This is a genomic window from Geomonas anaerohicana, from assembly GCF_016458305.1.
In the GTDB taxonomy this organism is placed as follows: domain Bacteria; phylum Desulfobacterota; class Desulfuromonadia; order Geobacterales; family Geobacteraceae; genus Geomonas; species Geomonas anaerohicana.
On sequence record NZ_JAEMHL010000010.1, the window covers coordinates 124,858 to 150,923 of the forward strand.

The 26,066-nt window shown below is 59.4% G+C and carries 33 protein-coding genes; all 33 read left to right on the plus strand.

What is annotated here, in order from left to right; all coding sequences use genetic code 11:
* The first annotated feature begins 171 nt into the window (after positions 1-171).
* Positions 172-693, plus strand: a complete 522-nt coding sequence (gene rplJ / locus JFN91_RS17375; protein ID WP_199390448.1) for a 50S ribosomal protein L10 — start codon at positions 172-174, stop codon at positions 691-693.
* A gap of 60 nt (positions 694-753) precedes the next feature.
* A complete protein-coding gene (rplL, locus tag JFN91_RS17380) occupies positions 754-1,134 on the plus strand; it encodes a 50S ribosomal protein L7/L12 (RefSeq protein WP_183350953.1) in 381 nt (126 codons plus the stop codon).
* A 162-nt stretch (positions 1,135-1,296) separates the two neighbouring features.
* The gene (rpoB, locus tag JFN91_RS17385) at positions 1,297-5,412 is read left to right on the plus strand and encodes a DNA-directed RNA polymerase subunit beta (RefSeq protein WP_199390449.1); all 4,116 of its coding nucleotides are present in this window, start codon (positions 1,297-1,299) and stop codon (positions 5,410-5,412) included.
* A gap of 122 nt (positions 5,413-5,534) precedes the next feature.
* Positions 5,535-9,680: a DNA-directed RNA polymerase subunit beta' gene (rpoC, locus tag JFN91_RS17390; RefSeq protein WP_199390450.1), complete on the plus strand. Its 4,146-nt coding sequence runs from the start codon at positions 5,535-5,537 to the stop codon at positions 9,678-9,680.
* Positions 9,681-9,838: 158 nt separating this feature from the next.
* Positions 9,839-10,210, plus strand: a complete 372-nt coding sequence (rpsL, locus tag JFN91_RS17395; protein WP_015719175.1) for a 30S ribosomal protein S12 — start codon at positions 9,839-9,841, stop codon at positions 10,208-10,210.
* A 52-nt stretch (positions 10,211-10,262) separates the two neighbouring features.
* Complete coding sequence (rpsG, locus tag JFN91_RS17400; protein WP_129128342.1) at positions 10,263-10,733, plus strand: 30S ribosomal protein S7; 471 nt, start codon at positions 10,263-10,265, stop codon at positions 10,731-10,733.
* Between the two features lie 50 nt (positions 10,734-10,783).
* Positions 10,784-12,862, plus strand: a complete 2,079-nt coding sequence (gene fusA, locus JFN91_RS17405) for an elongation factor G (protein ID WP_199390451.1) — start codon at positions 10,784-10,786, stop codon at positions 12,860-12,862.
* Between the two features lie 34 nt (positions 12,863-12,896).
* Positions 12,897-14,087, plus strand: coding sequence for an elongation factor Tu (tuf, locus tag JFN91_RS17410; protein ID WP_199390445.1), 1,191 nt, complete (start codon positions 12,897-12,899; stop codon positions 14,085-14,087).
* Between the two features lie 111 nt (positions 14,088-14,198).
* Positions 14,199-14,507: a 30S ribosomal protein S10 gene (gene rpsJ / locus JFN91_RS17415; RefSeq protein WP_012529365.1), complete on the plus strand. Its 309-nt coding sequence runs from the start codon at positions 14,199-14,201 to the stop codon at positions 14,505-14,507.
* Positions 14,508-14,528: 21 nt separating this feature from the next.
* A complete protein-coding gene (gene rplC / locus JFN91_RS17420; RefSeq protein WP_183350963.1) occupies positions 14,529-15,164 on the plus strand; it encodes a 50S ribosomal protein L3 in 636 nt (211 codons plus the stop codon).
* A gap of 18 nt (positions 15,165-15,182) precedes the next feature.
* The gene (rplD, locus tag JFN91_RS17425) at positions 15,183-15,806 is read left to right on the plus strand and encodes a 50S ribosomal protein L4 (RefSeq protein ID WP_199390452.1); all 624 of its coding nucleotides are present in this window, start codon (positions 15,183-15,185) and stop codon (positions 15,804-15,806) included.
* Positions 15,803-16,087 carry a 50S ribosomal protein L23 gene (locus JFN91_RS17430; protein WP_129128541.1) on the plus strand — a complete coding sequence of 95 codons (285 nt, stop codon included), beginning with the start codon at positions 15,803-15,805 and terminating at the stop codon, positions 16,085-16,087. Before rplD ends, JFN91_RS17430 begins: the two co-directional genes overlap by 4 nt.
* Before the next feature lie 22 nt (positions 16,088-16,109).
* On the plus strand, positions 16,110-16,934 hold the full coding sequence (rplB, locus tag JFN91_RS17435; RefSeq protein WP_183350969.1) for a 50S ribosomal protein L2: 825 nt from the start codon (positions 16,110-16,112) through the stop codon (positions 16,932-16,934).
* 26 nt (positions 16,935-16,960) lie between these two features.
* Complete coding sequence (gene rpsS, locus JFN91_RS17440; protein ID WP_129128539.1) at positions 16,961-17,242, plus strand: 30S ribosomal protein S19; 282 nt, start codon at positions 16,961-16,963, stop codon at positions 17,240-17,242.
* A gap of 20 nt (positions 17,243-17,262) precedes the next feature.
* Positions 17,263-17,598, plus strand: coding sequence for a 50S ribosomal protein L22 (gene rplV / locus JFN91_RS17445; protein ID WP_012529371.1), 336 nt, complete (start codon positions 17,263-17,265; stop codon positions 17,596-17,598).
* A gap of 21 nt (positions 17,599-17,619) precedes the next feature.
* Positions 17,620-18,255, plus strand: coding sequence for a 30S ribosomal protein S3 (gene rpsC, locus JFN91_RS17450; protein ID WP_012529372.1), 636 nt, complete (start codon positions 17,620-17,622; stop codon positions 18,253-18,255).
* A gap of 18 nt (positions 18,256-18,273) precedes the next feature.
* Entirely contained in the window at positions 18,274-18,696 is a 423-nt protein-coding gene (rplP, locus tag JFN91_RS17455) for a 50S ribosomal protein L16 (protein WP_183350971.1), read from the plus strand.
* Positions 18,686-18,874 (plus strand): 50S ribosomal protein L29, encoded by a 189-nt coding sequence (rpmC, locus tag JFN91_RS17460; protein ID WP_183350973.1) that lies wholly within the window; start codon positions 18,686-18,688, stop codon positions 18,872-18,874. Before rplP ends, rpmC begins: the two co-directional genes overlap by 11 nt.
* A 9-nt stretch (positions 18,875-18,883) precedes the next feature.
* Positions 18,884-19,141 carry a 30S ribosomal protein S17 gene (gene rpsQ, locus JFN91_RS17465; protein WP_183350975.1) on the plus strand — a complete coding sequence of 86 codons (258 nt, stop codon included), beginning with the start codon at positions 18,884-18,886 and terminating at the stop codon, positions 19,139-19,141.
* A 21-nt stretch (positions 19,142-19,162) separates the two neighbouring features.
* A complete protein-coding gene (gene rplN / locus JFN91_RS17470; RefSeq protein ID WP_129128535.1) occupies positions 19,163-19,531 on the plus strand; it encodes a 50S ribosomal protein L14 in 369 nt (122 codons plus the stop codon).
* 22 nt (positions 19,532-19,553) lie between these two features.
* Positions 19,554-19,880: a 50S ribosomal protein L24 gene (gene rplX, locus JFN91_RS17475; RefSeq protein WP_183350978.1), complete on the plus strand. Its 327-nt coding sequence runs from the start codon at positions 19,554-19,556 to the stop codon at positions 19,878-19,880.
* Positions 19,881-19,894: 14 nt separating this feature from the next.
* Positions 19,895-20,434, plus strand: a complete 540-nt coding sequence (gene rplE / locus JFN91_RS17480; RefSeq protein ID WP_183350980.1) for a 50S ribosomal protein L5 — start codon at positions 19,895-19,897, stop codon at positions 20,432-20,434.
* Positions 20,435-20,455: 21 nt separating this feature from the next.
* Positions 20,456-20,638 carry a type Z 30S ribosomal protein S14 gene (locus JFN91_RS17485; RefSeq protein WP_183350982.1) on the plus strand — a complete coding sequence of 61 codons (183 nt, stop codon included), beginning with the start codon at positions 20,456-20,458 and terminating at the stop codon, positions 20,636-20,638.
* 35 nt (positions 20,639-20,673) lie between these two features.
* The gene (rpsH, locus tag JFN91_RS17490) at positions 20,674-21,072 is read left to right on the plus strand and encodes a 30S ribosomal protein S8 (protein WP_183350984.1); all 399 of its coding nucleotides are present in this window, start codon (positions 20,674-20,676) and stop codon (positions 21,070-21,072) included.
* 25 nt (positions 21,073-21,097) lie between these two features.
* Positions 21,098-21,640 carry a 50S ribosomal protein L6 gene (gene rplF, locus JFN91_RS17495; RefSeq protein WP_199390453.1) on the plus strand — a complete coding sequence of 181 codons (543 nt, stop codon included), beginning with the start codon at positions 21,098-21,100 and terminating at the stop codon, positions 21,638-21,640.
* A 21-nt stretch (positions 21,641-21,661) separates the two neighbouring features.
* Positions 21,662-22,030: a 50S ribosomal protein L18 gene (rplR, locus tag JFN91_RS17500; RefSeq protein ID WP_183350988.1), complete on the plus strand. Its 369-nt coding sequence runs from the start codon at positions 21,662-21,664 to the stop codon at positions 22,028-22,030.
* Between the two features lie 21 nt (positions 22,031-22,051).
* Positions 22,052-22,540: a 30S ribosomal protein S5 gene (gene rpsE / locus JFN91_RS17505; protein ID WP_183350990.1), complete on the plus strand. Its 489-nt coding sequence runs from the start codon at positions 22,052-22,054 to the stop codon at positions 22,538-22,540.
* A 17-nt stretch (positions 22,541-22,557) separates the two neighbouring features.
* Positions 22,558-22,734, plus strand: coding sequence for a 50S ribosomal protein L30 (rpmD, locus tag JFN91_RS17510; protein ID WP_199390454.1), 177 nt, complete (start codon positions 22,558-22,560; stop codon positions 22,732-22,734).
* A gap of 21 nt (positions 22,735-22,755) precedes the next feature.
* Positions 22,756-23,196: a 50S ribosomal protein L15 gene (gene rplO / locus JFN91_RS17515; RefSeq protein WP_199390455.1), complete on the plus strand. Its 441-nt coding sequence runs from the start codon at positions 22,756-22,758 to the stop codon at positions 23,194-23,196.
* Between the two features lie 2 nt (positions 23,197-23,198).
* Positions 23,199-24,506, plus strand: a complete 1,308-nt coding sequence (gene secY / locus JFN91_RS17520; protein WP_199390456.1) for a preprotein translocase subunit SecY — start codon at positions 23,199-23,201, stop codon at positions 24,504-24,506.
* A gap of 9 nt (positions 24,507-24,515) precedes the next feature.
* On the plus strand, positions 24,516-25,166 hold the full coding sequence (locus JFN91_RS17525; RefSeq protein WP_199390457.1) for an adenylate kinase: 651 nt from the start codon (positions 24,516-24,518) through the stop codon (positions 25,164-25,166).
* Positions 25,163-25,909 carry a type I methionyl aminopeptidase gene (gene map, locus JFN91_RS17530; protein WP_199390458.1) on the plus strand — a complete coding sequence of 249 codons (747 nt, stop codon included), beginning with the start codon at positions 25,163-25,165 and terminating at the stop codon, positions 25,907-25,909. Before JFN91_RS17525 ends, map begins: the two co-directional genes overlap by 4 nt.
* 32 nt (positions 25,910-25,941) lie before the next feature.
* A complete protein-coding gene (rpmJ, locus tag JFN91_RS17535) occupies positions 25,942-26,055 on the plus strand; it encodes a 50S ribosomal protein L36 (protein WP_012529389.1) in 114 nt (37 codons plus the stop codon).
* Positions 26,056-26,066: the final 11 nt, after the last annotated feature.

The window sequence follows — 26,066 nt, forward strand, 5'->3', positions numbered from 1 at the left end:
GCTGTAAAGCCAAAGTCAAAGACAGTGGGTGTGCCAGTTGTATCGTCGGCGCTTAAACGCTTCCGGGCGGCCAACCGAGACTTGCAGATGTTGCGCGAAAATGCACGTTCCGCAACTTCCTGACTTTGGCGGGGTTCCGTACCCGTATACCAAAAGAAAGGAGGAAGGCGCTTGAATAAGGAAAACAAGCAAGAACTTGTTGCCGAAATGCACGACAAGCTCCTCAAGGCGCAGGCGGTATTCCTCGCGGATTTCCGCGGGATGAACGTCGGCCAGGCCACCGAGCTCAGAAACGAGCTTAGGAAAGCCAACGCGGAGTACAAGGTCGTCAAGAACACCCTGCTCGAGATCGCTTCCAAGGGGACCGACAAGGAAGGTCTGTCGCAGTACTACGCAGGCCCCACCGCTATCGCCCTTTGCTACGACGATCCCGTCGCGGCGGCCAAGGTGCTGTCCCGCTTCAACAAGGAAAACACTAACCCGTTTACCTTGAAAGCTGGCGTGCTCACCGGCAAGACCATCAACGTGGCTGAGATCCAGGCTCTGGCAGACCTGCCGAGCCGCGAAGTGCTTATTGCCAAGATGCTGGGCAGCATGCAGGCACCGGCAAGCAACTTCGTACGCGTTCTCGCGGCTGTTCCGGGCGGTTTCGTACGCGCGCTCGAGCAGATCAGGATCCAGAAGGCTGCCTAGTCGCAGTCACCGACAATTTTCGCTTTAAACATCTAACAATATTCTCTGGAGGAGAAAGAAATGGCTATCACCAAAGAAGAAGTAATCAGCTTCATTGAGAACATGTCCGTCCTCGAACTTGCCGGCCTCGTGAAAGAGCTCGAAGAAAAGTTCGGCGTATCCGCAGCCGCTCCGGTTGCTGTTGCTGCTGCTGGCGCTCCGGCTGCCGCTGCTGAAGCTGCTGAAGAGAAGACCGAGTTCGACGTCATCCTGAAGTCCGCTGGCGCCAACAAGATCGGCGTCATCAAGGTCGTTCGCGGCCTGACCTCCCTGGGCCTCAAAGAAGCCAAGGACCTGGTCGACGGCGCTCCGCAGCCGGTCAAGACTGGCATCTCCAAAGAAGAAGCTGCCGACGCACAGAAGCAGCTGGTCGAGGCTGGCGCAGAAGTGGAAGTTAAGTAAGCAGCTTCGCACCGATCTTTACCAAAGCCAAGGTCGCTTTTTGCGGCCTTGGCTGTTCTATTTTAGTTTGAGGCCGCTTCACCCCGCAGCCCCGTCCGACCAGAACAGCAGGAAATTCAAGGGGGTGGAGGTCTTCCAAGGCGTTCACCACAAGGAGAAGATATGGCTTATTCAATCGCGAATAACCCCCTGTTGCGCAAGAACTTCGCCAAGATCCACAAGATCATCGACATACCGAACCTCATCGACATCCAGAAAAATTCCTACAAGAGATTCCTCCAGCTCGACACTCCCGTAGACGCACGCAAGAACTCCGGCCTGGAAGCCGTGTTCCGCAGCGTGTTCCCGATCAGAGACTTCAGCGACACCGCCTCGCTTGAGTACGTTTCGTATTCGCTGGGCGCGCCGAAGTACGACGTGGAGGAGTGCCACCAGAGGGGGATGACCTTTGCCGCACCGATGAAGGTGAAGGTAAGGCTGGTTGTGTGGGACGTGGCGAAGGATCCCGGTACCAGATCGATCCGCGACATCAAGGAGCAGGAGGTTTATTTCGGCGAAATCCCGCTGATGACCGACAACGGGACCTTTATCATAAACGGCACCGAGCGCGTTATCGTGAGCCAGCTGCACCGCTCGCCGGGCGTGTTCTACGACCACGACAAGGGCAAGACCCACTCCAGTGGCAAGGTGCTCTACTCGGCCCGCGTGATCCCGTACCGCGGTTCGTGGCTTGACTTTGAATTTGACCATAAAGACATCCTTTATGTTCGCATAGACAGGCGTCGCAAGATGCCGGCCACCGTGCTGCTCAAGGCACTTGGTTACTCCAACGACGCGCTGATCAATTACTTCTACAAGTCCGAGGAAGTGAAGGTCGGCGAGAACGGCGCCATGACCAAACTGGTGGACGCGGAACTTTTGTCCAACCAGAAGGCCACCGCGGACATCGTGGACCCGGGCACCGCCGAGGTCATCCTCAAGGCGAACCGCAAGTTCACCAAGGCTGCCCTCAGGAAGATGGCGGAGCACGGCATCAAAGAGATCCCGATTTCCGAGGAGGAAGTGGTCGGCAAGGTCGCTTCCCACGACATCTACGACCCCGCTACCGGCGAGATCGTGGTCGAGTGCAACGAGGAGATCACCCAGGCCAAGCTCGAGGAAATGACCCAGAAGGGGATCACCTCCTTCCAGGTGCTCTTCATCGACAACCTGCACGTCACCTCCAGCTTCCGCGACACCATCCTGATCGACAAGATCGGCTCCACCGACGAGGCGCTGATCGAGATCTACCGTCGTCTGCGTCCGGGCGATCCGCCGACCCTGAAGAGCGCGCTGGTTCTGTTCGAGAACCTGTTCTTCAACGCGGAGCGTTACGACCTCTCCGCCGTCGGCCGCCTCAAGCTCAACTACAAGCTGGGCGTGGACGTGCCGCTTGACTGCATGACGCTCACCCGCGAGGACATCCTCGAGGTGGTGCGCTACCTGATCGAGCTGAAAAACGGCAAGGGCAACATCGACGACATCGACCACCTGGGCAACCGCCGCGTGCGCGCCGTTGGTGAGCTCCTCGAGAACCAGTACCGCATCGGCCTGGTCAGGATGGAGCGCGCCATCAAAGAGCGCATGAGCCTCCAGGAAGTCGAGAACCTGATGCCGCACGACCTGATCAACTCCAAGCCGGTTTCGGCCGTGGTCAAGGAGTTCTTCGGTTCCTCGCAGCTGTCCCAGTTCATGGACCAGACCAACCCGCTCTCCGAGGTCACGCACAAGCGTCGTCTCTCGGCCCTTGGACCGGGCGGTCTTACCCGCGAGCGCGCGGGCTTCGAGGTCCGCGACGTACACCCGACTCACTACGGCCGCGTCTGCCCGATCGAGACCCCGGAGGGTCCGAACATCGGTCTGATCGCGTCGCTCTCCACCTACGCGCGCATCAACGAGCACGGCTTCGTCGAGACGCCGTACCGCGTGGTCCGCGAAGGCAAGGTGACCGACGAGGTCCGCTTCTTCTCCGCTCTGGAGGAGGAAGGCCACGCCATCGCCCAGGCCAACGCCGACGTGGATGAAACCGGCCGCTTCGTCGCCGACTACATCTCCGCCAGGAAGTCCGGCGAGTTCGTGCTGGTCGGCCGCGACGAGCTGGAGCTCATGGACGTCGCCCCGATGCAGCTGGTCTCGGTTGCAGCATCGCTGATCCCGTTCCTCGAGAACGACGACGCGAACCGCGCACTCATGGGCTCCAACATGCAGCGTCAGGCGGTGCCTCTGCTGCGTGCCGACTCCCCGCTGGTTGGTACCGGCATGGAGCGCGTCGTGGCACGTGACTCCGGGGTTTCCTCGGTCGCCCGCCACAACGGCGTGGTCGAAAGCGTCGATGCTTCCCGCATCGTCGTCAAGATCGACGAGGACCAGTACGATGCCACCGGCACCGGTGTCGACATCTACAACCTGATCAAGTTCGCCCGTTCCAACCAGAACACCTGCATCAACCAGAGGCCGGTGGTGAAGGTGGGCGACCATGTCAAGGCCGGCGACATCATCGCCGACGGCCCCTCCACCGACATGGGCGAACTGGCCCTGGGCCAGAACGTGCTGATCGCGTTCATGCCGTGGGGCGGCTACAACTACGAGGACTCCATCCTCATCTCGGAGCGCCTGGTAAAAGACGACCGCTACACCTCGATCCACATCGAGGAGTTCGAGGCCGTGGCCCGCGACACCAAGCTCGGCAAGGAAGAGATCACCTCCGACATCCCGAACCTCGGCGAGGAGACCCTCAAGGACCTCGACGAGTCGGGCATCATCAGGATCGGCGCCGAGGTTCGTCCGGGCGACATCCTGGTCGGTAAGATCACCCCGAAAGGCGAGACCCAGCTTTCTCCGGAAGAGAAGCTGCTGCGCGCCATCTTCGGCGAAAAGGCCGGCGACGTGCGCGACACCTCGCTGCGCGTTCCGCCGGGGGTCGAGGGCACCGTCATCGGCGCCAAGATCTTCTCCAGGAAGGGTGCCGACAAGGACGCTCGTACCGAGATCATCGAGAAGGCCGAAGAGCAGCGTCTCAGGAAGGACGAGCAGGACGAGATCCGCATCATCCGCGACTCGGCCATCGGCAAGCTGAAAAAACTCCTGGTGGGCAAGACCGCCGCCGTGAAGATAGAGGGCAGCGACGGCAAGGTGCTGATCCCGAAAGGGGCAGTCATCACCGAAGAGATGCTGAAGTCGTTCTCCATGGACCGCTGGGACGAGATCTCCATCGCCGATGACGATACCATCGACGAGAAAGTGGCCCAGACCCTGTCCACGCTGAACCAGCAGATCGACATCATCAAGTACGTCTTCGACGACAAGGTGCAGAAGCTGCGTCGCGGCGACGACCTGCCGCCGGGCGTCATCAAGATGGTCAAGGTCTACATCGCCATCAAGCGTAAGCTCCAGGTGGGCGACAAGATGGCAGGCCGTCACGGTAACAAGGGTGTCGTTTCCAGGATCCTTCCGGAAGAGGACATGCCGTACATGGAAGACGGCCGTCCGGTCGAGATCGTGCTGAACCCGCTCGGCGTACCTTCCCGTATGAACGTGGGGCAGATCCTCGAGATGCACCTCGGTTGGGGCGCCAAGGGTCTTGGCTGGAAGATCGAGGAATTCCTCGAGAAGAACACTCCGCACGACGAGATCAAGAGGTTCCTGAAGGGCGTCTACGACAACCCGGAAATGGACCGCTTCCTCGACACCCTGGAAGGGGAGGAGCTTCTCAACGTGGCGCGGCGCCTCAAGCGCGGCATCCCGATGTCGTCGCCGGTCTTCGAGGGGGCGAGCGAGGAGTCGATCCAGTCGATGCTGACCCACGCCGGCTTCAGTACCACCGGCCAGGTCACCCTGTACGACGGCAAGAGCGGCGACAAGTTCATGCACCAGGTCACCGTCGGCATCATGTACTTCCTGAAGCTGCACCACCTGGTCGATGACAAGATCCACGCCAGGAGCATCGGTCCCTACTCCCTGGTCACCCAGCAGCCGCTGGGCGGCAAGGCGCAGTTCGGTGGCCAGCGACTCGGGGAGATGGAGGTCTGGGCGATGGAGGCCTACGGCGCCGCGTACGCGCTGCAGGAATTCCTCACCGTCAAGTCCGACGACGTTGCCGGCCGCACCAGGATGTACGAGGCCATCGTCAAAGGGAAGCACACCCTGGAGCCGGGTCTGCCCGAGTCGTTCAACGTCCTCATCAAGGAACTGCAGTCCCTTGGTCTCGACGTGGAACTCCTGGAGACCGAAGAGGACTAGGTTTGTTTGTCGGACCGGTCCGACTAGTCTGACTAGTCCGACCGGTCCGAGTCAGACAGTCCGACCGTCCGACGCAGCTTGAAACAGATAACGTAACTCCTACCGCCAAGGAGGAAAATACTTTGGAAGATATTTTCAATTTTTTTGATAAGCCGAAAGATCCGCTCCACTTCTCGTCCATCAAGATCTCGATCTCCTCGCCGGACAAGATCCGCGAGCGTTCCTTCGGGGAAGTGAAGAAGCCGGAAACCATCAACTACCGCACCTTCAAGCCGGAGCGCGATGGCCTTTTCTGCGCCAAGATCTTCGGACCGACCAAGGACTACGAGTGCAACTGCGGCAAGTACAAGCGCATGAAGCACCGCGGCATCGTCTGCGAGAAGTGCGGCGTCGAGGTCATCCCGTCCAAGGTGCGCCGCGAGCGCCTGGGCCACATCGACCTGGCCACCCCGGTGGCGCACATCTGGTTCCTCAAGTCCCTGCCGTCCCGTATCGGCAACCTGATGGACATCACCCTGAAGGACCTCGAGAAGGTGCTCTACTTCGAGGCCTACGTGGTTACCGATCCGAAGGAAACCGGCATGCCGTTCGGCACCGTGCTCTCCGAGGACCAGTACCAGAAGGCGCTCGAGGAGTACAACTACGGCTTCGAGGCCGGCATGGGCGCCGCGGCAATCCGCACCTGCCTGACCTCCATGGACCTGGATCAGCTCTCCGAGCAGCTCCGTATCGAGATGCAGGAGGCGACCTCCGAGGCCAAGCGCAAGAAGACCGCCAAGCGCCTCAAGGTCATCGAGGCCTTCAAGAACTCGGGCAACAAGCCGGAGTGGATGATCCTCGAGTGCATCCCGGTGCTGCCGCCGGAACTGCGCCCGCTGGTACCGCTCGACGGCGGCCGCTTCGCGACTTCCGACCTGAACGACCTGTACCGTCGCGTCATCAACCGTAACAACCGCTTGAAGCGCCTGATGGAACTGCAGGCCCCCGAGGTCATCATCAGGAACGAGAAGCGCATGCTGCAGGAGGCGGTCGACGCACTGTTCGACAACGGCCGCCGCGGCCGCGCCATCGCCGGCCCCAACAAGCGTCCGCTCAAGTCGCTCTCCGACATGCTCAAAGGCAAGTCGGGCCGCTTCCGCCAGAACCTGCTCGGTAAGCGCGTCGACTACTCCGGTCGTTCCGTTATCGTCGTCGGTCCGGAACTCAGGCTGCACCAGTGCGGTCTGCCCAAGAAGATGGCTCTCGAACTCTTCAAGCCGTTCATCTACAACAAGCTCGAGGAGCGCGGTTTCGTCACCACCATCAAGAGCGCGAAGAAGATGGTGGAGAAAGAGAAGCCGGAAGTCTGGGACGTACTCGAGGAGGTCATCAAGGAGCACCCGGTTCTCTTGAACCGCGCCCCGACCCTGCACCGCCTCGGCATCCAGGCCTTCGAGCCGGTGCTCATCGAGGGCAAGGCGATCCAACTCCACCCGCTGGTCTGCACCGCCTTCAACGCTGACTTCGACGGTGACCAGATGGCCGTCCACCTCCCGCTCTCCGTTGAGAGCCAGGTGGAGGCACGCGTGCTCATGATGTCGACCAACAACATCCTGTCGCCGGCGCACGGCAAGCCGATCATCGTGCCGTCGCAGGACATGGTCCTCGGCATCTACTACATGACCCGCGAGAAGCACTTCGCGCAGGGCGACGGGAAGGTATTCGCCTCCCCGGACGAGGTCTCCATCGCCTGGGACGCGGCCGAGGTGCACCTCCAGGCCCGCATCAAGGTAAGGATGAAGAACCTCGTCAGCGACGAGAAACCGGCCATCATCGAAACGACGGTCGGGCGCGTGCTCTTGCGCGAGATCCTGCCGGACGCGGTACCGTTCTCGGCCATCAACAAGGTCATGACCAAGAAGGAGCTCTCCAACCTGGTCGACACCTGCTACCGTCTGGCCGGCAACAAGGAGACCGTCATCCTCGCCGACAAGCTGAAGTCGATCGGCTTCCGCTACGCGGCGAAGGCGGGTATCTCCATCTCCATCAACGACATGGTCATCCCGGAAGGGAAGTCCGCCATCATCAACCGCGCCACCGAAGAGGTGCAGGAGATCCAGAACCAGTACACCGAGGGTCTCATCACCGACGGCGAGCGTTACAACAAGGTCATCGACATCTGGGCGAAATCGACCGAGGACATCGCGAAAGAGATGCTGGACAACCTCTCCCGCGATACCATCACCGATCCGCAGGGTAACGAAGTGAAGGTGCCGTCCTTCAACGCGATCCACATGATGGCCGACTCCGGCGCAAGGGGTAGCGCCCAGCAGATCCGCCAGCTGGCGGGGATGAGGGGACTCATGGCCAAGCCGTCCGGCGAGATCATCGAGACCCCGATCACCGCGAACTTCCGCGAAGGCCTCACCGTGCTCCAGTACTTCATCTCGACCCACGGTGCACGTAAAGGTCTGGCCGATACCGCGCTCAAGACGGCAAACTCCGGTTACCTCACCCGCCGTCTGGTCGACGTCGCCCAGGACGCCATCATCACCGAGGAGGATTGCGGCACCATCGACGGCCTGACCGTCTCCTCCCTCACCGAGGGTGGCGAGGTCATCGAGCACATCGGCGACCGTATCCTCGGCCGCGTGGCCCTGGACGACATCCTCGACCCGGTCACCGGCGACGTGCTGGTGGCGGCGAACCAGGAGATCGACGAGACCCTGGTTTCCAAGATCGAAGCGGCAGGCCTCGAGAAGGTCAAGATCCGTTCGGTGCTCACCTGCGAGAGCCGTCGCGGCATCTGCGCCAAGTGCTACGGTCGTGACCTGGCACGCGGCCACCTGGTGAACCGCGGCGAGGCGGTCGGCGTCATCGCCGCCCAGTCCATCGGCGAGCCGGGCACCCAGCTGACCATGCGTACCTTCCACATCGGTGGTACCGCATCCCGTCGCGCCGAGCAGACCTCCATGGATGCGAGGAACGAGGGTTACGCCAAGTTCATCAACCTGCACTACGTAACCAACTCCGAGGGGCACCACATCGTTATGAACCGTAACGGTGAGCTGGCCATCGTGGACGAGACCGGGCGCGAGCGCGAGAAGTACGGCATCGTCTACGGCGCCAAGATCAAGGTCAGCCCGGAAGAGAAGGTCACCCAGGGGCAGTCGCTGGCAGAGTGGGACCCGTACACCATGCCGATCCTCACCGAGATCTCCGGCCGCATCAAGTTCGGCGATGTCATCGAGGGCGTCACAATGGAGGAGCAGGTCGACGAAGTCACCGGTCTCTCCAGGAAGGTCATCATCGAAACCCGCGACGCCGACAAGCGTCCGCGCATCACCATCAAGGACGAGTCCGGCAAGACCGCCAAGATCGGCGAGAGCATGGCGCGCTACTACCTGCCGGTGGGCTCCAACATCAACGTGCTGGAAGACACCGTGGTCGCTGCGGGTGACGTAATCGCCAAGATCCCGCGCGAAACGACCAAGACCAAGGACATCACCGGTGGTCTGCCGCGCGTCGCCGAGCTCTTCGAGGCCAGGAAGCCGAAAGACTTTGCGGTCATCACCGAGATCGACGGCGTGGTCGCCTTCGGCAAGGACGCCAAGGGCAAGCGCAAGGTCATCGTCACCCCGGAAGTGGGCGAGCCGAAGGAATACCTCATCCCCAAAGGGAAGCACATCAGCGTCCACGAAGGGGACCATGTCCGCGCCGGCGAGGCGCTCATGGACGGCTCCTCCAACCCGCACGACATCCTGCGCGTACTGGGTCAGAAAGAACTGGCCAAGTACCTGGTCGACGAGGTCCAGGAGGTCTACCGTCTCCAGGGCGTCAAGATCAACGACAAGCACATCGAGACCATCGTACGTCAGATGCTGCGCCGCGTCAGGGTCAAGGATGTGGGCGATACCAACCTGCTGATCGATGATCAGATCGAGCGTTGGGTCTTTGAGGAAGAGAACGAGAAGGCGATGGAGAAAGGCGGGCGTCCTGCCACTGCAGAGTCCCTGCTCCTTGGCATAACCAAGGCATCGCTCTCGACTGAGTCATTTATTTCTGCTGCTTCCTTCCAGGAAACAACAAAAGTCTTGACACAGGCATCAATTGAAGGTAAGGTCGACAGTCTGCGTGGTCTGAAGGAAAACGTGATCATGGGCCGCCTGATCCCGGCGGGTACGGGATTGGCTCTTTACCGCAACCTGCGCATGGTTGCTGAGGAGCCAGTAATCATTCCGGAGCCAGTTGAACCGGAAGATGAAGAGATCTACGAAGAAGAAGCCTAGTCCAGTATCCGGCCAGTGAGAGCGGGTTCCTCGCTTCACTGGCCGGCGTCTCACTTTTATCAAATAAAACTTGACAAGCACGTACGTTGTTGCTATTTTCGTCGCTTCCGCGCGCGGGGTACGTCTGCGTGCGGAGAAGAAACGCGTGAGAGGAATGTATGCCAACTATTAATCAGCTTATTCGTCATGGTCGGGAGTCAAAGGGTGAAAAATCCACTGCTCCGGCACTCAGGAGCTGCCCGCAGAAGAGGGGCGTTTGCACCAGGGTTTACACCACAACCCCGAAGAAACCGAACTCCGCGCTTCGTAAAGTCGCCAGGGTAAGGCTTACCAACGGCGTCGAGGTGACCTCCTACATTCCGGGTGTTGGTCACAACCTCCAGGAACACTCCGTCGTCCTGATCAGGGGCGGCAGGGTAAAGGACCTTCCGGGTGTTCGTTACCACATCGTCCGCGGTACGCTCGACTCTGTCGGCGTCAAGGGTCGTATGAAGAGCCGTTCCAAGTACGGTGCGAAGAGGCCCAAGTAACCGTACGGTGCAGAAAGACCCAAGTAACCGATTTTAAGTGAGAGGTTAAGACATGCCAAGAAGAAGAGAAGTAGCAAAGCGGGTGATCCTCCCGGATCCGAAATACGGTGACAGGGTGGTTGCCAAGCTGATCAATATAATCATGCTGGACGGCAAGAAGTCCACCGCCGAGAAAGCTCTCTACGGTGCCCTCGAGATCGCGGCCGGCAAGGCCGGCGACGAGCCGGTCAAGGTGCTCAAGAAGTGCCTCGACAACATCAAGCCGATGCTGGAAGTCAAGTCCCGCAGGGTCGGCGGCTCCACCTACCAGGTTCCGGTCGAAGTCCGTCCGGAGCGCCGCATGTCTCTGGCCATGCGCTGGCTGGTGAAGTACTCCAACGCCCGCAGCGAGAAGACTGTCACTGACAAACTCGCCGGCGAGATCCTCGACGCTTACAACAACCGCGGTTCCGCGGTGAAGAAGCGTGAGGACACCCACAAGATGGCAGAGGCCAACCGCGCCTTCGCCCATTACCGCTGGTAGTTTCAGGCGGCACCCTTTAAGGCTTAGAAAGCAACTCGGAGGAACAGTAAGTGGCACGTCAGGTTTCGTTGGAAATGACCCGTAATATCGGGATCATGGCTCACATAGATGCAGGGAAGACCACCACTACGGAGCGTATTCTCTACTACACCGGTGTTTCCCATAAGATCGGCGAAGTTCATGACGGCGCCGCTACCATGGACTGGATGGCTCAGGAGCAGGAGCGTGGTATCACCATCACCTCCGCTGCTACCACCTGCAACTGGAAAGAGCACCGCATCAACATCATCGACACCCCGGGTCACGTCGACTTCACCATCGAGGTCGAGCGTTCCCTGCGTGTTCTCGACGGCGCTGTCGCCGTGTTCTGCTCGGTCGGCGGCGTTGAGCCCCAGTCCGAGACCGTTTGGCGCCAGGCCGACAAGTACCGCGTTCCGCGTATCGCGTTCATCAACAAGATGGACCGTATCGGCGCAGACTTCTTCCGTGGCATCGCCATGATCAAGGATCGCCTCAAGGCGAACCCGGTCGCCCTGCAGATCCCGATCGGTTCCGAAGAGAACTACAAAGGCCTCGTCGACCTGATCGAAATGAAAGGGATCGTCTTCAACGACGAGACCATGGGTGCCGTGTACGACGTGGTCGAGATCCCGGCTGATCTCGTGGACCAGGCCAACGAGTACCGTGAACTCCTGATCGAGGAAGTTTCTTCCCACGACGACGCCCTCATGGAGAAATACCTGGGCGGCGAGGAGATCTCCAACGCCGAACTGAAGGCCGCCATTCGTCAGGCGACCCTCGACATCAAGATCTGCCCGGTCATCTGCGGCTCCGCTTTCAAGAACAAGGGCGTGCAGCACCTGCTCGACGCGGTCCTCGACTACATGCCGGCCCCGACCGACATCCCGGCTATCCAGGGCGTCGACGCCAACACCGAGGCTCCCATCGAGCGCCACGCTTCCGATTCCGAGCCGTTCTCGGCCCTGGGCTTCAAGATCATGACCGACCCGTTCGTGGGGCAGCTCTGCTTCTTCCGCGTCTACTCCGGTGTGATCCAGTCCGGTTCCTACGTGTACAACGCCACCAAGGGCAAGCGCGAAAGGATCGGCCGTATCCTCAAGATGCACGCCAACAAGCGTGAAGAGATCAAAGAAGTCTACGCCGGCGACATCGCCGCCGCGGTAGGCCTTAAATACACCACCACCGGCGACACCCTGTGCGACGAGGACCACGCAGTAATCCTCGAGTCCATCGAGTTCCCGGAGCCGGTTATCTCCATCGCCATCGAGCCGAAAACCAAGGCCGACCAGGAGAAACTGGGCCTGTCCCTCGGCAAGCTCGCTTCCGAGGACCCGTCCTTCCGCGTCAAGACCGACGAGGAAACCGGCCAGACCATCATCTCCGGCATGGGCGAGCTGCACCTCGAGATCATCGTGGACCGTCTGTTCCGCGAGTTCAAGGTTGAGGCGAACGTCGGCAAGCCGCAGGTTGCTTACCGCGAGACCATCACCAAGAAGGTCAAGGCTGAAGGGAAGTTCGTACGTCAGTCCGGCGGCCGCGGTCAGTTCGGTCACGTCTGGCTCGAGATTGAGCCGCAGGAGGCCGGCAAGGGCTACGAGTTCGTCGACGCCATCAAGGGCGGCGTCGTTCCCCGCGAGTACATCCCGGCGGTTGACAAGGGTATCAGAGAGTCGCTGGACAACGGCGTCATGGCCGGCTTCCCGGTGGTCGACGTCAAGGTCACCCTGGTCGACGGTTCCTACCACGAGGTTGACTCCTCGGAGATGGCGTTCAAGATCGCAGGCTCCATGGGCTTCAAAGAGGGTTGCGCCAAGGCTGCCCCGATCATCCTCGAGCCGATCATGTCCGTCGAGGTCGTGGTTCCGGAAGAGTACATGGGCGACGTCATCGGCGACCTGAACTCCCGCCGTGGCCGCATCATGGGCATGGAAGGCCGCGCAGGCGCCCAGGTCGTCACCGCGATGGTTCCGCTGGCGCAGATGTTCGGTTACTCCACCGACCTGCGTTCCGCAACCCAGGGTCGTGCTACCTACTCCATGACCTTCGATCATTACGAGCCGGTACCGAAGTCGGTCGCCGAGGAAATAGTTGCGAAGGCCAAAGGCTAAGATAATTCAATTTCCCTACTAGGAGGATTCCGAAATGGCAAAAGCTAAATTTGAAAGAACTAAGCCGCATGTAAACATCGGCACCATCGGCCACGTCGACCACGGCAAGACCACCCTGACCGCTGCTATCACCAAGGTGCTCGCAGGCAAAGGCCAGGCCGAGTTCAAGGCGTTCGACCAGATCGACAACGCACCGGAAGAGCGCGAGCGTGGTATCACCATCGCTACCGCACACGTCGAGTACGAGACCGACAAGCGTCACTACGCTCACGTCGACTGCCCGGGCCACGCCGACTACGTAAAGAACATGATCACCGGTGCAGCGCAGATGGACGGCGCGATCCTGGTTGTTTCCGCAGCTGACGGCCCGATGCCGCAGACCCGCGAGCACATCCTGCTCGCACGTCAGGTCGGCGTCCCCTACATCGTCGTGTTCCTGAACAAGGCCGACATGGTGGACGACGAGGAGCTCCTCGAGCTGGTCGAGCTGGAAGTGCGCGAACTGCTCTCCTCCTACGACTTCCCGGGCGACGATATCCCGATCATCAAGGGTTCCGCTCTGAAAGGCCTCGAGGGCGACGCAGGCGAGCTGGGCGAGCAGGCCATCATGAAGCTGATGGACGCCGTCGACGCCTACATCCCGGAGCCGCAGCGCGCTATCGACAAGCCGTTCCTCATGCCGGTCGAGGACGTGTTCTCCATCTCCGGTCGTGGTACCGTCGCTACCGGTCGTGTTGAGCGCGGCATCATCAAGGTCGGCGAGGAGGTCGAGGTTGTCGGCATCAAGGCCACCACCAAGACCACCGTTACCGGCGTCGAGATGTTCCGTAAGCTCCTCGACGAGGGGCGTGCCGGCGACAACATCGGCGCACTGCTCCGCGGCGTGAAGCGTGAGGAGATCGAGCGTGGCCAGGTTCTCGCCAAGCCGGGCTCCATCACCCCGCACACCAAGTTCAAAGCCGAAGCCTACATCCTGTCCAAGGAAGAGGGCGGCCGTCACACCCCGTTCTTCAACGGCTACCGTCCGCAGTTCTACTTCAGGACCACCGACGTTACCGGCGTGGTTGACCTCGAAGCCGGTGTCGAGATGGTTATGCCGGGCGACAACGTCTCGGTAACCGTCAACCTGATCACCCCGATCGCAATGGACGAAGGCCTGCGTTTCGCTATCCGCGAAGGCGGCCGTACCGTCGGTGCAGGGGTCGTCGCCTCCATCATCGAGTAAGAATAGAAAAACATACGGTTTTCAGGTCCGGGTTTCCGGGCGGGCACGCGAGTGTCCCTCCCGGAAATCTTCGGCTGTAAACTGAAAAACTTGTTTCATCACGAGGAAGAGATGCCTAGTCAGAAAATTAGAATCCGCTTGAAAGCATACGACCACAAGCTCCTTGATACTTCCGTTGGCGAGATCGTCGACACCGCTAAGAGGACCGGCGCACGCGTTGCCGGCCCGATTCCGCTGCCGACCGTCATCAACAAGTACTGCGTGCTGCGTGGACCGCACGTCGACAAGAAGTCGCGCGAGCAGTTCGAAATCAGGACCCACAAGCGCCTGATCGACATTCTCGAGCCGACTCAGCAGACTGTCGACGCTCTGATGAAACTCGACCTCTCCGCCGGTGTGGACGTCGAGATCAAGCTTTAATACAAGGATAGGAAGTCGACCATGAATAAGGGATTGATTGGGAAAAAACTGGGCATGACCCAGATATTTGCCGAGGACGGCAGGCGCATCGCCGTGACCGTCGTCGAGGCTGGGCCGTGCGTCGTCCTGCAGAAGAAGACCGTTGAGAAGGACGGCTACAGCGCCATCCAGGTCGGTTTCGGTGCGAAGGACGCCTCCAAGGCCAACGCGGCCCAGGTGGGCCACTGCAAGGGCGCCGGCGCGGGCGTGTTCACCACCTACCGCGAACTGCGCATGGACGATACCAGCGCGTACAACGTGGGCGACGTGATCGAAGCCGGCGTGTTCGCAGAGGGCGACCTGGTCGACGTGACCGGCACCTCCATCGGTAAGGGTTTTGCCGGCGTTATCAAGCGCTGGGGCTTCAAAGGCGGTCGGTCGAGCCACGGCTCCCGTTTCCACCGCGCCCCGGGCTCCATCGGCTGTTCTGCAACCCCCTCCAGGGTTTTCAAGAACAAGAAGATGCCGGGCCAGCTCGGTAACGAGAAGGTGACCGTGCAGCGCCTGAAAGTTGTACGCGTGGACGCTGCTGACAATCTGATTCTGCTCGGTGGAGCGATCCCCGGTTCCGCCAACGGCGTGGTCCTGATCAAGGACTCCGTCAAGGCGACGAGATAACGGGGGCTGGAGATAGACATGGCAAAGTTAGACGTATTTGACATCAAAAAAGCAAAGGTCGGTGAGATCGAAGTCTCCGACGCCGTCTTCAACGACGACGTGCGCGAGTACCTGATCCACGAGGCCGTCAAGATCCAGCTCGCTAACCGCAGGCAGGGCACCGTCGCCGTAAAGAACCGCGCCGCGGTTTCCGGCTCCGGCAAGAAGCCCTTCAAGCAGAAGGGTACCGGCCAGGCCCGTCAGGGCTGCAGCCGCGCTCCCCAGTACCCGGGCGGCGGTGTTGCCTTCGGTCCGCAACCGAAGACATACAACCTCTCCATGAACAAGAAGGCGAGGAAAGCTGCTCTCAGAAGCGCACTCTCCATGCTCTATAAGAAAGAGGCGATCACAGTTCTCAATAGCTTTGAGCTTCCTTCCATCAAGACTAAAGCATTTGTAGAGGTACTAAATGCTTTTAACCTTGACAAGACGCTCGTTATCACAGATACTGCGAATCTTGTTTTGGAGCTTTCCGCCCGCAATGTGAAAAACGTCAAGGTGCTGGGTCCCGAAGGTCTCAATATTTTCGACATCATGAAATACCAGAGCGTCGTCTTTACCGAGGCCGCCGTTCGTCGTGTTGAAGGAGCATTACAGTCATGAACATCTATGACGTCATAAAGAAACCGCTCATCACTGAGAAGACCACGGTAGAGAAGGACGACAAGAACGTCATCGCTTTCGTGGTGAACGGCGCCGCCAACAAGATCGAGATCAAGGCCGCCGTCGAGCAGCTCTTCAACGCGCAGGTTGCCGCCGTTAACACCGTCAACGTGGCCGGTAAGACCAAGCGCACCGTGAGGGGCATCGGCAAGCGTTCCAACTGGAAGAAAGCGTACGTGACCCTGAAAGAGGGCTCCAACGTCGACTTCTTCGAAGCATAAAAATTCTGTGGGGATTTAGATAATGGCTATCAAAACTTACAAACCTACTTCTCCGGGTAGAAGGGCTCAGACCTGCTCGACCTTCGAGGAGATCACTGCCTGCAAGCCTGAGAAATCTCTTGTTGAGAACCTCAAGAAGAGCGGCGGCAGGAACTCGAACGGCCGCGTCACTTCCAGGAACGTCGGTGGCGGTCACAAGCAGAAGTACAGGATCATCGACTTCCGCCGCGACAAGACCGACATCCCGGCCAAGGTTGCCACCATCGAGTACGACCCGTGCCGCAGCGCACGCATCGCGCTCCTCAACTACGCCGACGGCGAGAAGCGCTACATCCTGGCTCCGCTCTCCCTGAAAGTGGGTGACACCGTTATCTCCAGTGAGCAGGCCGACATCAAGCCGGGCAACACGCTCCCCATCAGGTGCATCCCGCTGGGTACCATCATCCACAACATCGAGCTGAAGATCGGCAAGGGCGCACAGCTGGCCCGCTCCGCCGGCACCTTCGCACAGCTCATGTCCAAGGAAGGCAAGTACGCCCAGGTGAAGCTTCCTTCTTCGGAAGTCCGCATGATCCTCATGGACTGCAAGGCCACTATCGGCCAGGTGGGCAACGTGGATCACGAGAACGTCTCCATCGGCAAGGCCGGTCGTTCCCGCTGGCTCGGCGTCCGCCCGCACGTAAGGGGCGTCGCGATGAACCCGGTCGACCACCCGCACGGCGGTGGCGAGGGCAGGACCTCCGGTGGTCGTCACCCGGTAACCCCGTGGGGTATCCCCACCAAGGGCTACAAGACGCGCACCAACAAGCGGTCCACCGCCTTCATCGTGAAGAAGCGCAGCAAATAACTCATCTGGATAGAGGATTTTAAAAGATGGCAAGATCTATAAAGAAGGGGCCTTTCGTTGACGCACATCTGGAAGCGAAAGCCCAGGCAGAACAGGCCGGCAGCAAGAAGGTGATCAAGACCTGGTCGCGTCGCTCGACCATCACCCCGGATTTCATCGGGCTCACCTTCGCGGTGCACAACGGCAAGAAGTTCATCCCTGTGTTCGTCACTGAGAACATGGTCGGCCACAAGATGGGCGAGTTCTCACCTACCAGAACCTTCTACGGCCACGCTGCTGACAAGAAGAGCAAGCTCAAGAAGAAGTAAGGTCCTAAAGGAGTTTTGTAATGGAATCATCCGCTAAATTATCCTCTGTCCGCCTCTCCCCGAGGAAAACACGCCTGGTCGTGGACCTCGTCAGGGGCAAGGGCATTCAGACTGCGCTTAACACCCTGCGTTTCTCGCCGCAACCGTCGGCGAAGCTTATCTCGAAGCTGCTCTCCTCGGCCGTTGCCAACGCCGAGCAGAAGGGCTGCTCCGATGTGGACAAGCTCTTCGTCAAGACGATTTTCGTCGACGGCGGCGCAGTGCTTAAGCGCTTCACCCCCCGCGCCATGGGCCGGGCTAGCAAGATCAGAAAACCGACGAGCCACATTACCGTGGTCCTTGCGGAAAAGAAATAAGAACGGGTCGGAGGTGATGTTTTGGGTCAGAAAGTAAATCCTATAGGTTTCAGGCTCGGGGTTATCAAAACCTGGGATTCCAAATGGTACGCAGAGAAAGATTATGCAAAGCTTCTTCACGAAGACCTGAAGCTGCGCAATTTCCTTAAGAAAAGGCTGTATCATTCCGGCGTCTCCAAGATCGAGATCGAGCGCGCTGCGGGCAAGGCGAAGATCAACATCTTCACCGCTCGTCCGGGCCTGATCATCGGCAAGAAGGGCTCCGAGGTTGAGACTCTTAAGAAGGAGCTGGCCAAGCTCACCGACAAAGAGGTCTACCTTAACATACAGGAAGTCAGGAAGCCGGAGCTGGACGCACAGCTGGTAGCCGAGAACGTGGCCATGCAGCTCGAGCGCCGTATCGCTTTCCGCCGCGCCATGAAGAAGAGCGTCACCTCGACGCTGAAGTTCGGCGCCAAGGGGATCAGGATCACCTGCTCCGGTCGTCTGGGTGGGGCAGAGATGTCGAGGACCGAATGGTATCGCGAAGGTCGGGTGCCGCTGCACACGCTGCGCGCTGACATCGACTACGGTTTCGCCGAGGCGAAGACCACCTACGGTATCATCGGCGTAAAAGTGCTCCTCTTCAAGGGTGAAGTGCTCTCCGCTAAAAAATAGGAACAGGAGTTTTTTGCGATGTTAATGCCCAAGAAAGTTAAGCATAGAAAACAGATGAAAGGGCGCATGACCGGCACCCCGGAGCGCGGCGTATCGCTCGCTTTCGGTGACTTCGGTCTGCAGGCTACCGAGTGCGGCTGGCTGGATTCCCGCCAGATCGAAGCTGCTCGTATCGCCATGACCCGTTATATCAAGAGGGGCGGCAAGATCTGGATCCGCATCTTCCCCGACAAGCCGCTCACCGCGAAACCCGCCGAGACTCGTATGGGTAAGGGGAAAGGCTCCCCGGACTCGTGGGTCTGCGTCATCAAGCCTGGCCGCGTCCTGTATGAAATGGAAGGGGTCACCGAGGAAGTGGCGCGCGAGGCATTCAGGCTTGCGGCGCACAAGCTCCCCGTAGCCACCAAGTACATCACGAGGGCGGAAATCAATGAAGGCTAACGAACTGAAAAACGCGACGGCAGCAGAGCTTGAGACCAAGAGCGCCGAGCTTACCAAGGAACTCTTCAACGTGAAGTTTCAGCTTCACACCGGGCGTCTCGAGAACACCGCCAAGGTGGCCAATCTCAGAAAAGACATCGCCCGCGTGAAGACCATACTCCGCGAAAAGAGAGGCTAAGAGATAGATATGAGCGAAAGAGGCAACAGGAAAACTCAGATCGGCGTGGTCGTCTCGGACAAGATGGACAAGACCGCAGTGGTAAAGGTCGACCGCCTGGTGAAGCACCCCGTCTACAACAAATACATCAAGCGCTCCGCCAAGTACAAGGCGCACGATATCGATAACTCCGCCAAGATCGGCGACCGTGTTCTTATCGTGGAAACCCGTCCGCTTTCCAAGGACAAGCGCTGGAAGATCAGACAGATTATCGAGTCCAAGGCTTAAGGGCTCGCCGGGAGTTAAACAATGATTCAGATGCAGACCATATTGGACGTGGCGGACAACTCCGGCGCGAAGAAGCTCTTTTGCATTAAAGTGCTCGGCGGCTCCAAGCGCCGTTACGCCGGGATTGGCGACATCATCGTCGCTTCCGTCAAGGAAGCTCTCCCCAATTCGAAGGTGAAGAAGGGCGACGTGGTGAAGGCTGTCGTGGTGCGTACCGCCAAGGCTGTAGGGCGCCCTGACGGCTCCTACATCCGTTTCGACACCAACTCCGGCGTGGTCATCAACAACGCCAAGGAGCCGGTCGGCACTCGTATCTTCGGACCGGTCGCCAGGGAACTTCGCGCCAAGAAGTTCATGAAGATCATATCCCTCGCCCCCGAGGTACTTTAAGACTAGATCCTGGAGAATAGAGATGCTGGGCAAAAAATTACATGTAAAGAAAAACGATACCGTCGTTATCACCACGGGTAAGGATCGTTCCAAGAGCGGCAAGGTGCTCTCCATCCATCCGAAGAAGGACGGCGTTATCGTCGAGGGGATCAACGTGGTGAAGCGCCACGTGAAGCCCCGCGGTTCCGAGCAGGGGGGCATCCTGGAGAAGGAGGCACCGGTGCACATCTCCAACGTGATGCTGCTCTGCGGGAAGTGCAACAAGCCGGTAAGGACCAGGACCACCGTTCTGGAAGACGGAAAGAAGGCGCGCTGCTGTGTCAAATGCGGCGAGTCCTTTGACAAATAGTTTTGGAGGATTCAATGGCACGGCTGGCTGAGCTTTACAATAAAGAGATGGTCCCGCAACTGATGAAGGACCATAACTACAACAACATCATGGAAGTCCCCAAACTCGTGAAAATCGTGCTGAACATGGGTCTTGGCGAGGCGATCCAGAACGTCAAGATCCTGGATTCCGCCGCCGAGGAACTGGGCGCGATCGCCGGCCAGAAGCCGGTGATCACCAAGGCCAAGAAGTCCATCGCGGGCTTCAAGCTGCGCCAGGGCATGCCGATCGGCTGCTCCGTCACGCTTCGTCGCGAAAAGATGTACGAGTTCCTCGACCGCCTGATCAGCGTTTCGCTGCCGCGCGTGCGTGACTTCAAGGGGATCAACGGCAAGGGCTTCGACGGCAAGGGTAACTACTCCCTGGGCATCAAGGAGCAGCTGATCTTCCCCGAGATCGACTACGATAAGGTCGACAAGATCAAGGGACTCAACATCACGATCGTGACCACGGCAAAGACCGACGCTGAGGGCAAGGCGCTTCTCAAGCTCATGGGCCTGCCGTTCAGGAACTAATAAAGGGTTTGGAGGAATTCCGTGGCTAAGACATCTATGATCATAAAAGCTCAGAGGGCCAAGTACAAAGTGCGCGAGCGCAATCGTTGCGCTGTCTGCGGTCGTCCCAGAGCATACTACCGGAAATTCGATATGTGCAGGATCTGCCTGAGGAAGTTCTCTAACTCCGGCCAGATCCCCGGTGTAATAAAGTCCAGTTGGTAAAAAGATTCCGATTTAGGAAAGAGGAGTAGTTTCATATGTGCATGACAGATCCAGTTGCCGACATGCTGACCAGAATCAGGAACGCTGGTATGGCAAAACACCAGAAAGTTGACATCCCTTCGTCGAACCTGAAGGTGAGCCTCGCCACGGTGCTGCGCGCCGAAGGGTTCATCAAGAACTTCAAGGTCATCGCCGACAGCAAGCAGGGGATTCTGCGGGTATACCTCAAGTTCATCGATGAGAAGGAACCGGTCATCAACGAGATCAAGAGGATCAGCAAGCCGGGCGGCCGGGTCTATGTCCACTCCGACAAGATCAAGCAGGTGAAAAACGGACTGGGCGTCGCCATCCTCTCGACTTCCAAGGGGCTGGTAACCGACAAGACCGCGCGCGAGCTGGGCATCGGCGGCGAAGTCCTTTGCACGGTCTGGTAGTCATTTTCGCTTTAAGGAGCTTTGCATGTCTAGAATAGGAAAACTTCCCATCGCGATCCCTGCGGGGGTGAAAGTCATATACAGCGCACCGGAGATCAAGGTAGAGGGCCCGAAAGGGAAACTCGCCCGCACTCTCGTGGGCGACGCCGTCACCATCGACGTGGCCGGCGACGCGGTCACCGTGACCCGCAAGGACGACACCATCAAGTCCCGCTCGGCCCACGGCCTGACCAGGACCCTGATCAACAACATGGTCATCGGCGTCTCCAAGGGCTTCGAAACCGCGCTCGAGATCAACGGCGTCGGTTACCGTGCCGAGGTGAAGGGCAACGTGCTGAACCTGGCCCTGGGTTACTCCCACCCGATCAACTTCGAGCTCCCGGCCGGGATCACCGTCGAAGTCGACAAGATGACCAAGCTGAAGGTGCTGGGGATCGACAAGGAGCTGGTGGGGCAGACCGCCGCCAAGATCCGCGATTTCCGTGGTCCGGAGCCCTACAAGGGCAAGGGTATCAAGTACGCTGACGAAACCATTCTCAGAAAAGCCGGCAAAACCGGCAAAAAATAGCAATTGCTAAGGAGAAGTGCCTTGAGTTCTTTAGCCCAAAAACAGGTAGCTCGTCTTAAGAGACAGACCAGGGTCAGGAAGAAAATTACCGGTTCGCCGGCACGCCCGAGACTGAACGTCTTCAAGAGTGCTCGTCACATATACGCTCAGCTGATCGACGATACCACTGGTGCGACGCTCGCCTCCGCCTCCACCCTGGTGGGCGAGGTAGCCGAAGGGCTTTCGTACACCGGCAACATCGAGGCAGCCGCCAAGGTTGGCGCCGCCATCGCCAAGAAGGCCCTGGAAAAGGACATCAAAGCGGTCGTCTTCGACCGTAACGGTTTCCTCTACCACGGTAGGATCAAAGCTCTGGCTGAAGCCGCACGCGAAAACGGTCTGTCCTTCTAGGGCAGGTAAGGAGGAATTAGTTTGCTTAAGATCAATGCCAGTGAAATGAATCTTACCGATAGGGTCGTCCATATCAGCCGCGTAGCTAAGGTTGTCAAGGGCGGTCGCAGGTTCTCCTTCTCCGCACTCGTGGTGGTTGGCGACGGTAACGGCGTGGTAGGTTACGGCCTGGGCAAGGCCAACGAGGTCCCCGAGGCGATCCGCAAGGGCGTCGAGCAGGCCAAGAAGAACCTGATCAGGGTTCCCATCGTTGCCGGCCAGACCATCCCGTTCGAGATCCTCGGCCACTTCGGCGCAGGCAAGGTGCTCATGATGCCGGCCTCCGCAGGTACCGGCGTCATCGCCGGCGGTGCTGCCCGCGCGGTCTTCGAGTCCGCCGGCCTGCACAACATCCTTGCCAAGTGCCTGGGCTCCAACAACCCGCACAACGTGGTCAAGGCCGCATTCGCCGGTCTTTCCCAGCTGAAGACTGCGGAAGAGCTGATGGCGCGCCGCGGCATCACCGAATAGTACTTAAGGAGCTGAATATGTCTGAACTGAAGGTTACGCTCGTCAAGAGCTCCATCGGTCAATGCGAGAAAATGAAGGGGCGCCTGCTCGGCATGGGGCTCACCAAGCGTGAGAAGACCGTGGTCCTGAAGGATACCCCGGAAGTCCGTGGGATGATCGCCAAGGTCGCCCACCTGGTACGCGTCGAAGAGTAATTCCCCCTAAAGGTGACAATCATGCAATTGAATACCATCAAACCGGCCATCGGGTCGACCAAGAATAGAAAGCGCATCGGTAGGGGCACCGGCTCCGGCCATGGCAAGACCGCTACCAAGGGTCACAAGGGCCAGAAGGCACGCTCCGGCGGTTCCGTGAAGCCCGGCTTCGAGGGCGGCCAGATGCCGATGCACAGAAGGCTTCCCAAGCGTGGCTTCACCCCGCTCTCCAAGAAGGAGTACGCACTGGTGAACCTGTGCCAGCTCGAGATCTTCGAAGCCGGCTCCGTCGTGGACGCAGAGGCGCTCCTGAAGAGCGGCCTGATCTCCGGCGTACGCGACGGCATCAAGGTGCTCGGCACCGGCGAACTGACCCGCGCTCTGACCATCAAGGCTCACAAATTCAGCGCCTCCGCTCGCGAAAAAGTCACTGCGGCAGGTGGTTCCATCGAGGAGATCTAGTCTTGATAGAAGCCTTCCAGAACATTTTCAAGATCCCCGAGCTTAAAAAGAAGGTTCTCTTTTCGCTGGCCATGCTGGCCGTCTACCGGGTAGGGTGTCACATCCCTACTCCGGGTATCGACGCCCAGGCCCTCTCGCAGTTCTTCAAGGCTGCCCAGGGCACGCTGCTCGGTATGTTCGACATGTTTTCTGGCGGGGCTCTCGAGAAGCTTACCGTCTTCGCCCTCGGCATCATGCCGTACATCTCCTCCTCCATCATCTTCCAACTGCTGACCGTGGTGGTTCCGGCCATCGAGAAACTCTCCAAGGAGGGTGACGCCGGCAGGAAGAAGATCATCCAGTACACCCGCTACGGCACCGTGGTGCTGTCGGTGGTGCAGTCCTTCGGCATCTCCATCGGCCTCGAGGCGATGCGCGGACCGGCCGGCGAGCTGGTTGTGCCGAACCCGGGCTGGAGCTTCCGCCTGATGACGGTGATCACGCTGACCGCGGGTACCGCCTTCATCATGTGGCTGGGTGAGCAGATGTCCGAGAAGGGGATCGGCAACGGCATCTCCCTGATCATCTTCGCCGGCATCGTGGCCCGCATCCCGAACGCGATCGGCAACAGCTTCCGTCTCATCAAGACCGGCGAACTCTCCCTGTTCGTGCTGCTGCTGGTAATCGCCGTGATGTTCCTGGTCATCGCCGCCGTGGTCTTCATGGAGCGCGGCCAGCGCAGGATTCCGATCCACTACGCGAAAAGGGTAGTGGGGCTGAAGACGGTCGGTGCGCAGAGCTCGCACCTGCCCCTCAAGGTGAACATGGCCGGGGTCATCCCGCCGATCTTCGCCTCGTCGATCATCATGTTCCCGGCCACGGTCGGCAACTTCATCGACATCCCCTGGGTGCAGGCGGCATCTAAACAGCTGGCTCCCGGAAAGTTGCTCTACGAGATTTTATTTGTTGCCTTTATCGTCTTTTTTTGCTATTTCTACACGGCTGTGACTTTCAACCCGGTTGACGTCGCCGACAACGTGAAGAAGCAGGGTGGTTACGTGCCCGGGATCCGTCCCGGCAAAGAGACCTCCGACTTCCTCGACGCGGTGCTCACCAAGCTGACCTTCGCGGGTGCGATTTACATCTCCGCGGTCTGTGTGCTCCCCTCGATCCTGATCGGGAAGTTCAACCTTCCCTTCTACTTCGGCGGCACGTCGTTGCTGATCGCGGTCGGTGTCGGCATGGACACCCTGGCCCAGATCGAGGCGCACCTGATTACGCGCAGCTACGAAGGGTTCATGAAAGGCGTTCGCATTCAGGGTAGAAAATAGGAGGCCCCGATGAACCTCATCCTCCTTGGACCCCCGGGCGTAGGCAAGGGGACCCAGGCGAAACTCCTCATAGACAGGTTTGGTATCCCGCAGATATCGACAGGCGATATACTGCGGGCTGCCGTTAAAGAGCTCACCCCGATGGGGATCAAGGCCAAGGGGTTCATGGACTCCGGCGCACTGGTTCCCGACGAGGTCGTCATAGGCATCGTGGAAGAGCGTCTGGCGCAGCCGGACTGCCAGAAGGGTTTCATCCTGGATGGTTTCCCGCGCACCGTCCCCCAGGCCGACGCGCTCTCCCAGGTGCTAACCGGCATTGGCAAGAAGATTGACCACGTGGTCTCCCTTTCCGTCGACAAGGCCGAGCTCCTGAAGCGTCTCACCGGCAGGCGTGCCTGCTCCAAGTGTGGCGCCGGCTACCACGTCGACTTCGCTCCGTCCAAGGTGGCAGGCATCTGCGACGCCTGCGGCGGCGAGCTGTTTCAGCGCGAGGACGACAAGGAAGAGACCATTCTGAATCGTCTGGCGGTGTATGAGGCTCAGACCTCGCCGCTGATCTCCTACTACCAGACCGCCGGGCTGCTCCGTTCGGTCAACGGGCTCGGGAGTGTGGAAGGGATCCAGGCCGAGATCGTCTCTGTACTGCAGGGCGCACGGTGATAGTACTCAAATCCCGGGCCGAGATCGAGAAGATGGCGGCCGCCGGCAGGATGGTCGCCGAGATACTTGTCGGCCTGAGAGAGATGGTGGCCCCGGGGGTAACCCTGGCACAGTTGGACGCATATGCCGAGAGGGAAACGCTGAAGAGGAAGGCGAAGCCAGCCTTCAAGGGTTACAGCGGCTTCCCCTTTTCGCTTTGTTGTTCGGTGAACGAGCAGGTGGTACACGGCTTCGCCACGCAGCGCGCCCTGGTCGAAGGGGATATCGTCAGCCTCGACTTCGGAGTACTGCACAACGGGTTCTACGGTGACTCCGCCATCACGGTTCCGGTTGGCAAGGTCTCCGATGCAGCAGCCAGGCTGATCAAGGCCACCGAAGAGTCGCTCTACCGCGCCATCGAGGTTGCCGACACTGCGCACAGGCTGTCGGACATCGCCCACGCGGTCCAGTCTCACGTCGAGGCGCGCGGTTTCTCGGTAGTGCGCGACTTCGTGGGACACGGCATCGGCAAGGAGTTGCACGAGGGGCCCCAGATCCCCAACTTCGGCGCGCCGGGCAAGGGACCCAAGTTGAAAAGCGGCATGGTGCTCGCCATCGAGCCGATGATCAACGAGAAGGGTTACGACGTGAAGGTGCTGGAGGACGGCTGGACGGCGGTTACCGTCGACGGCGGACTCTCGGCGCACTTCGAGCACACGGTAGCAATAACGGACAACGGTCCGCTGATACTTACGAAAATCTAGATTGGCAAAACGTCTTCAAAAGGAAGTGAACTATGAAGGTTCGGGCATCGGTTAAGAAGATCTGTGTAAAGTGCAAGATTGTCAAGCGCAAGGGCATAGTCCGCGTCATCTGCGAGACCCCCAAGCATTCACAGAGACAGGGCTAATAGGAGGAGCT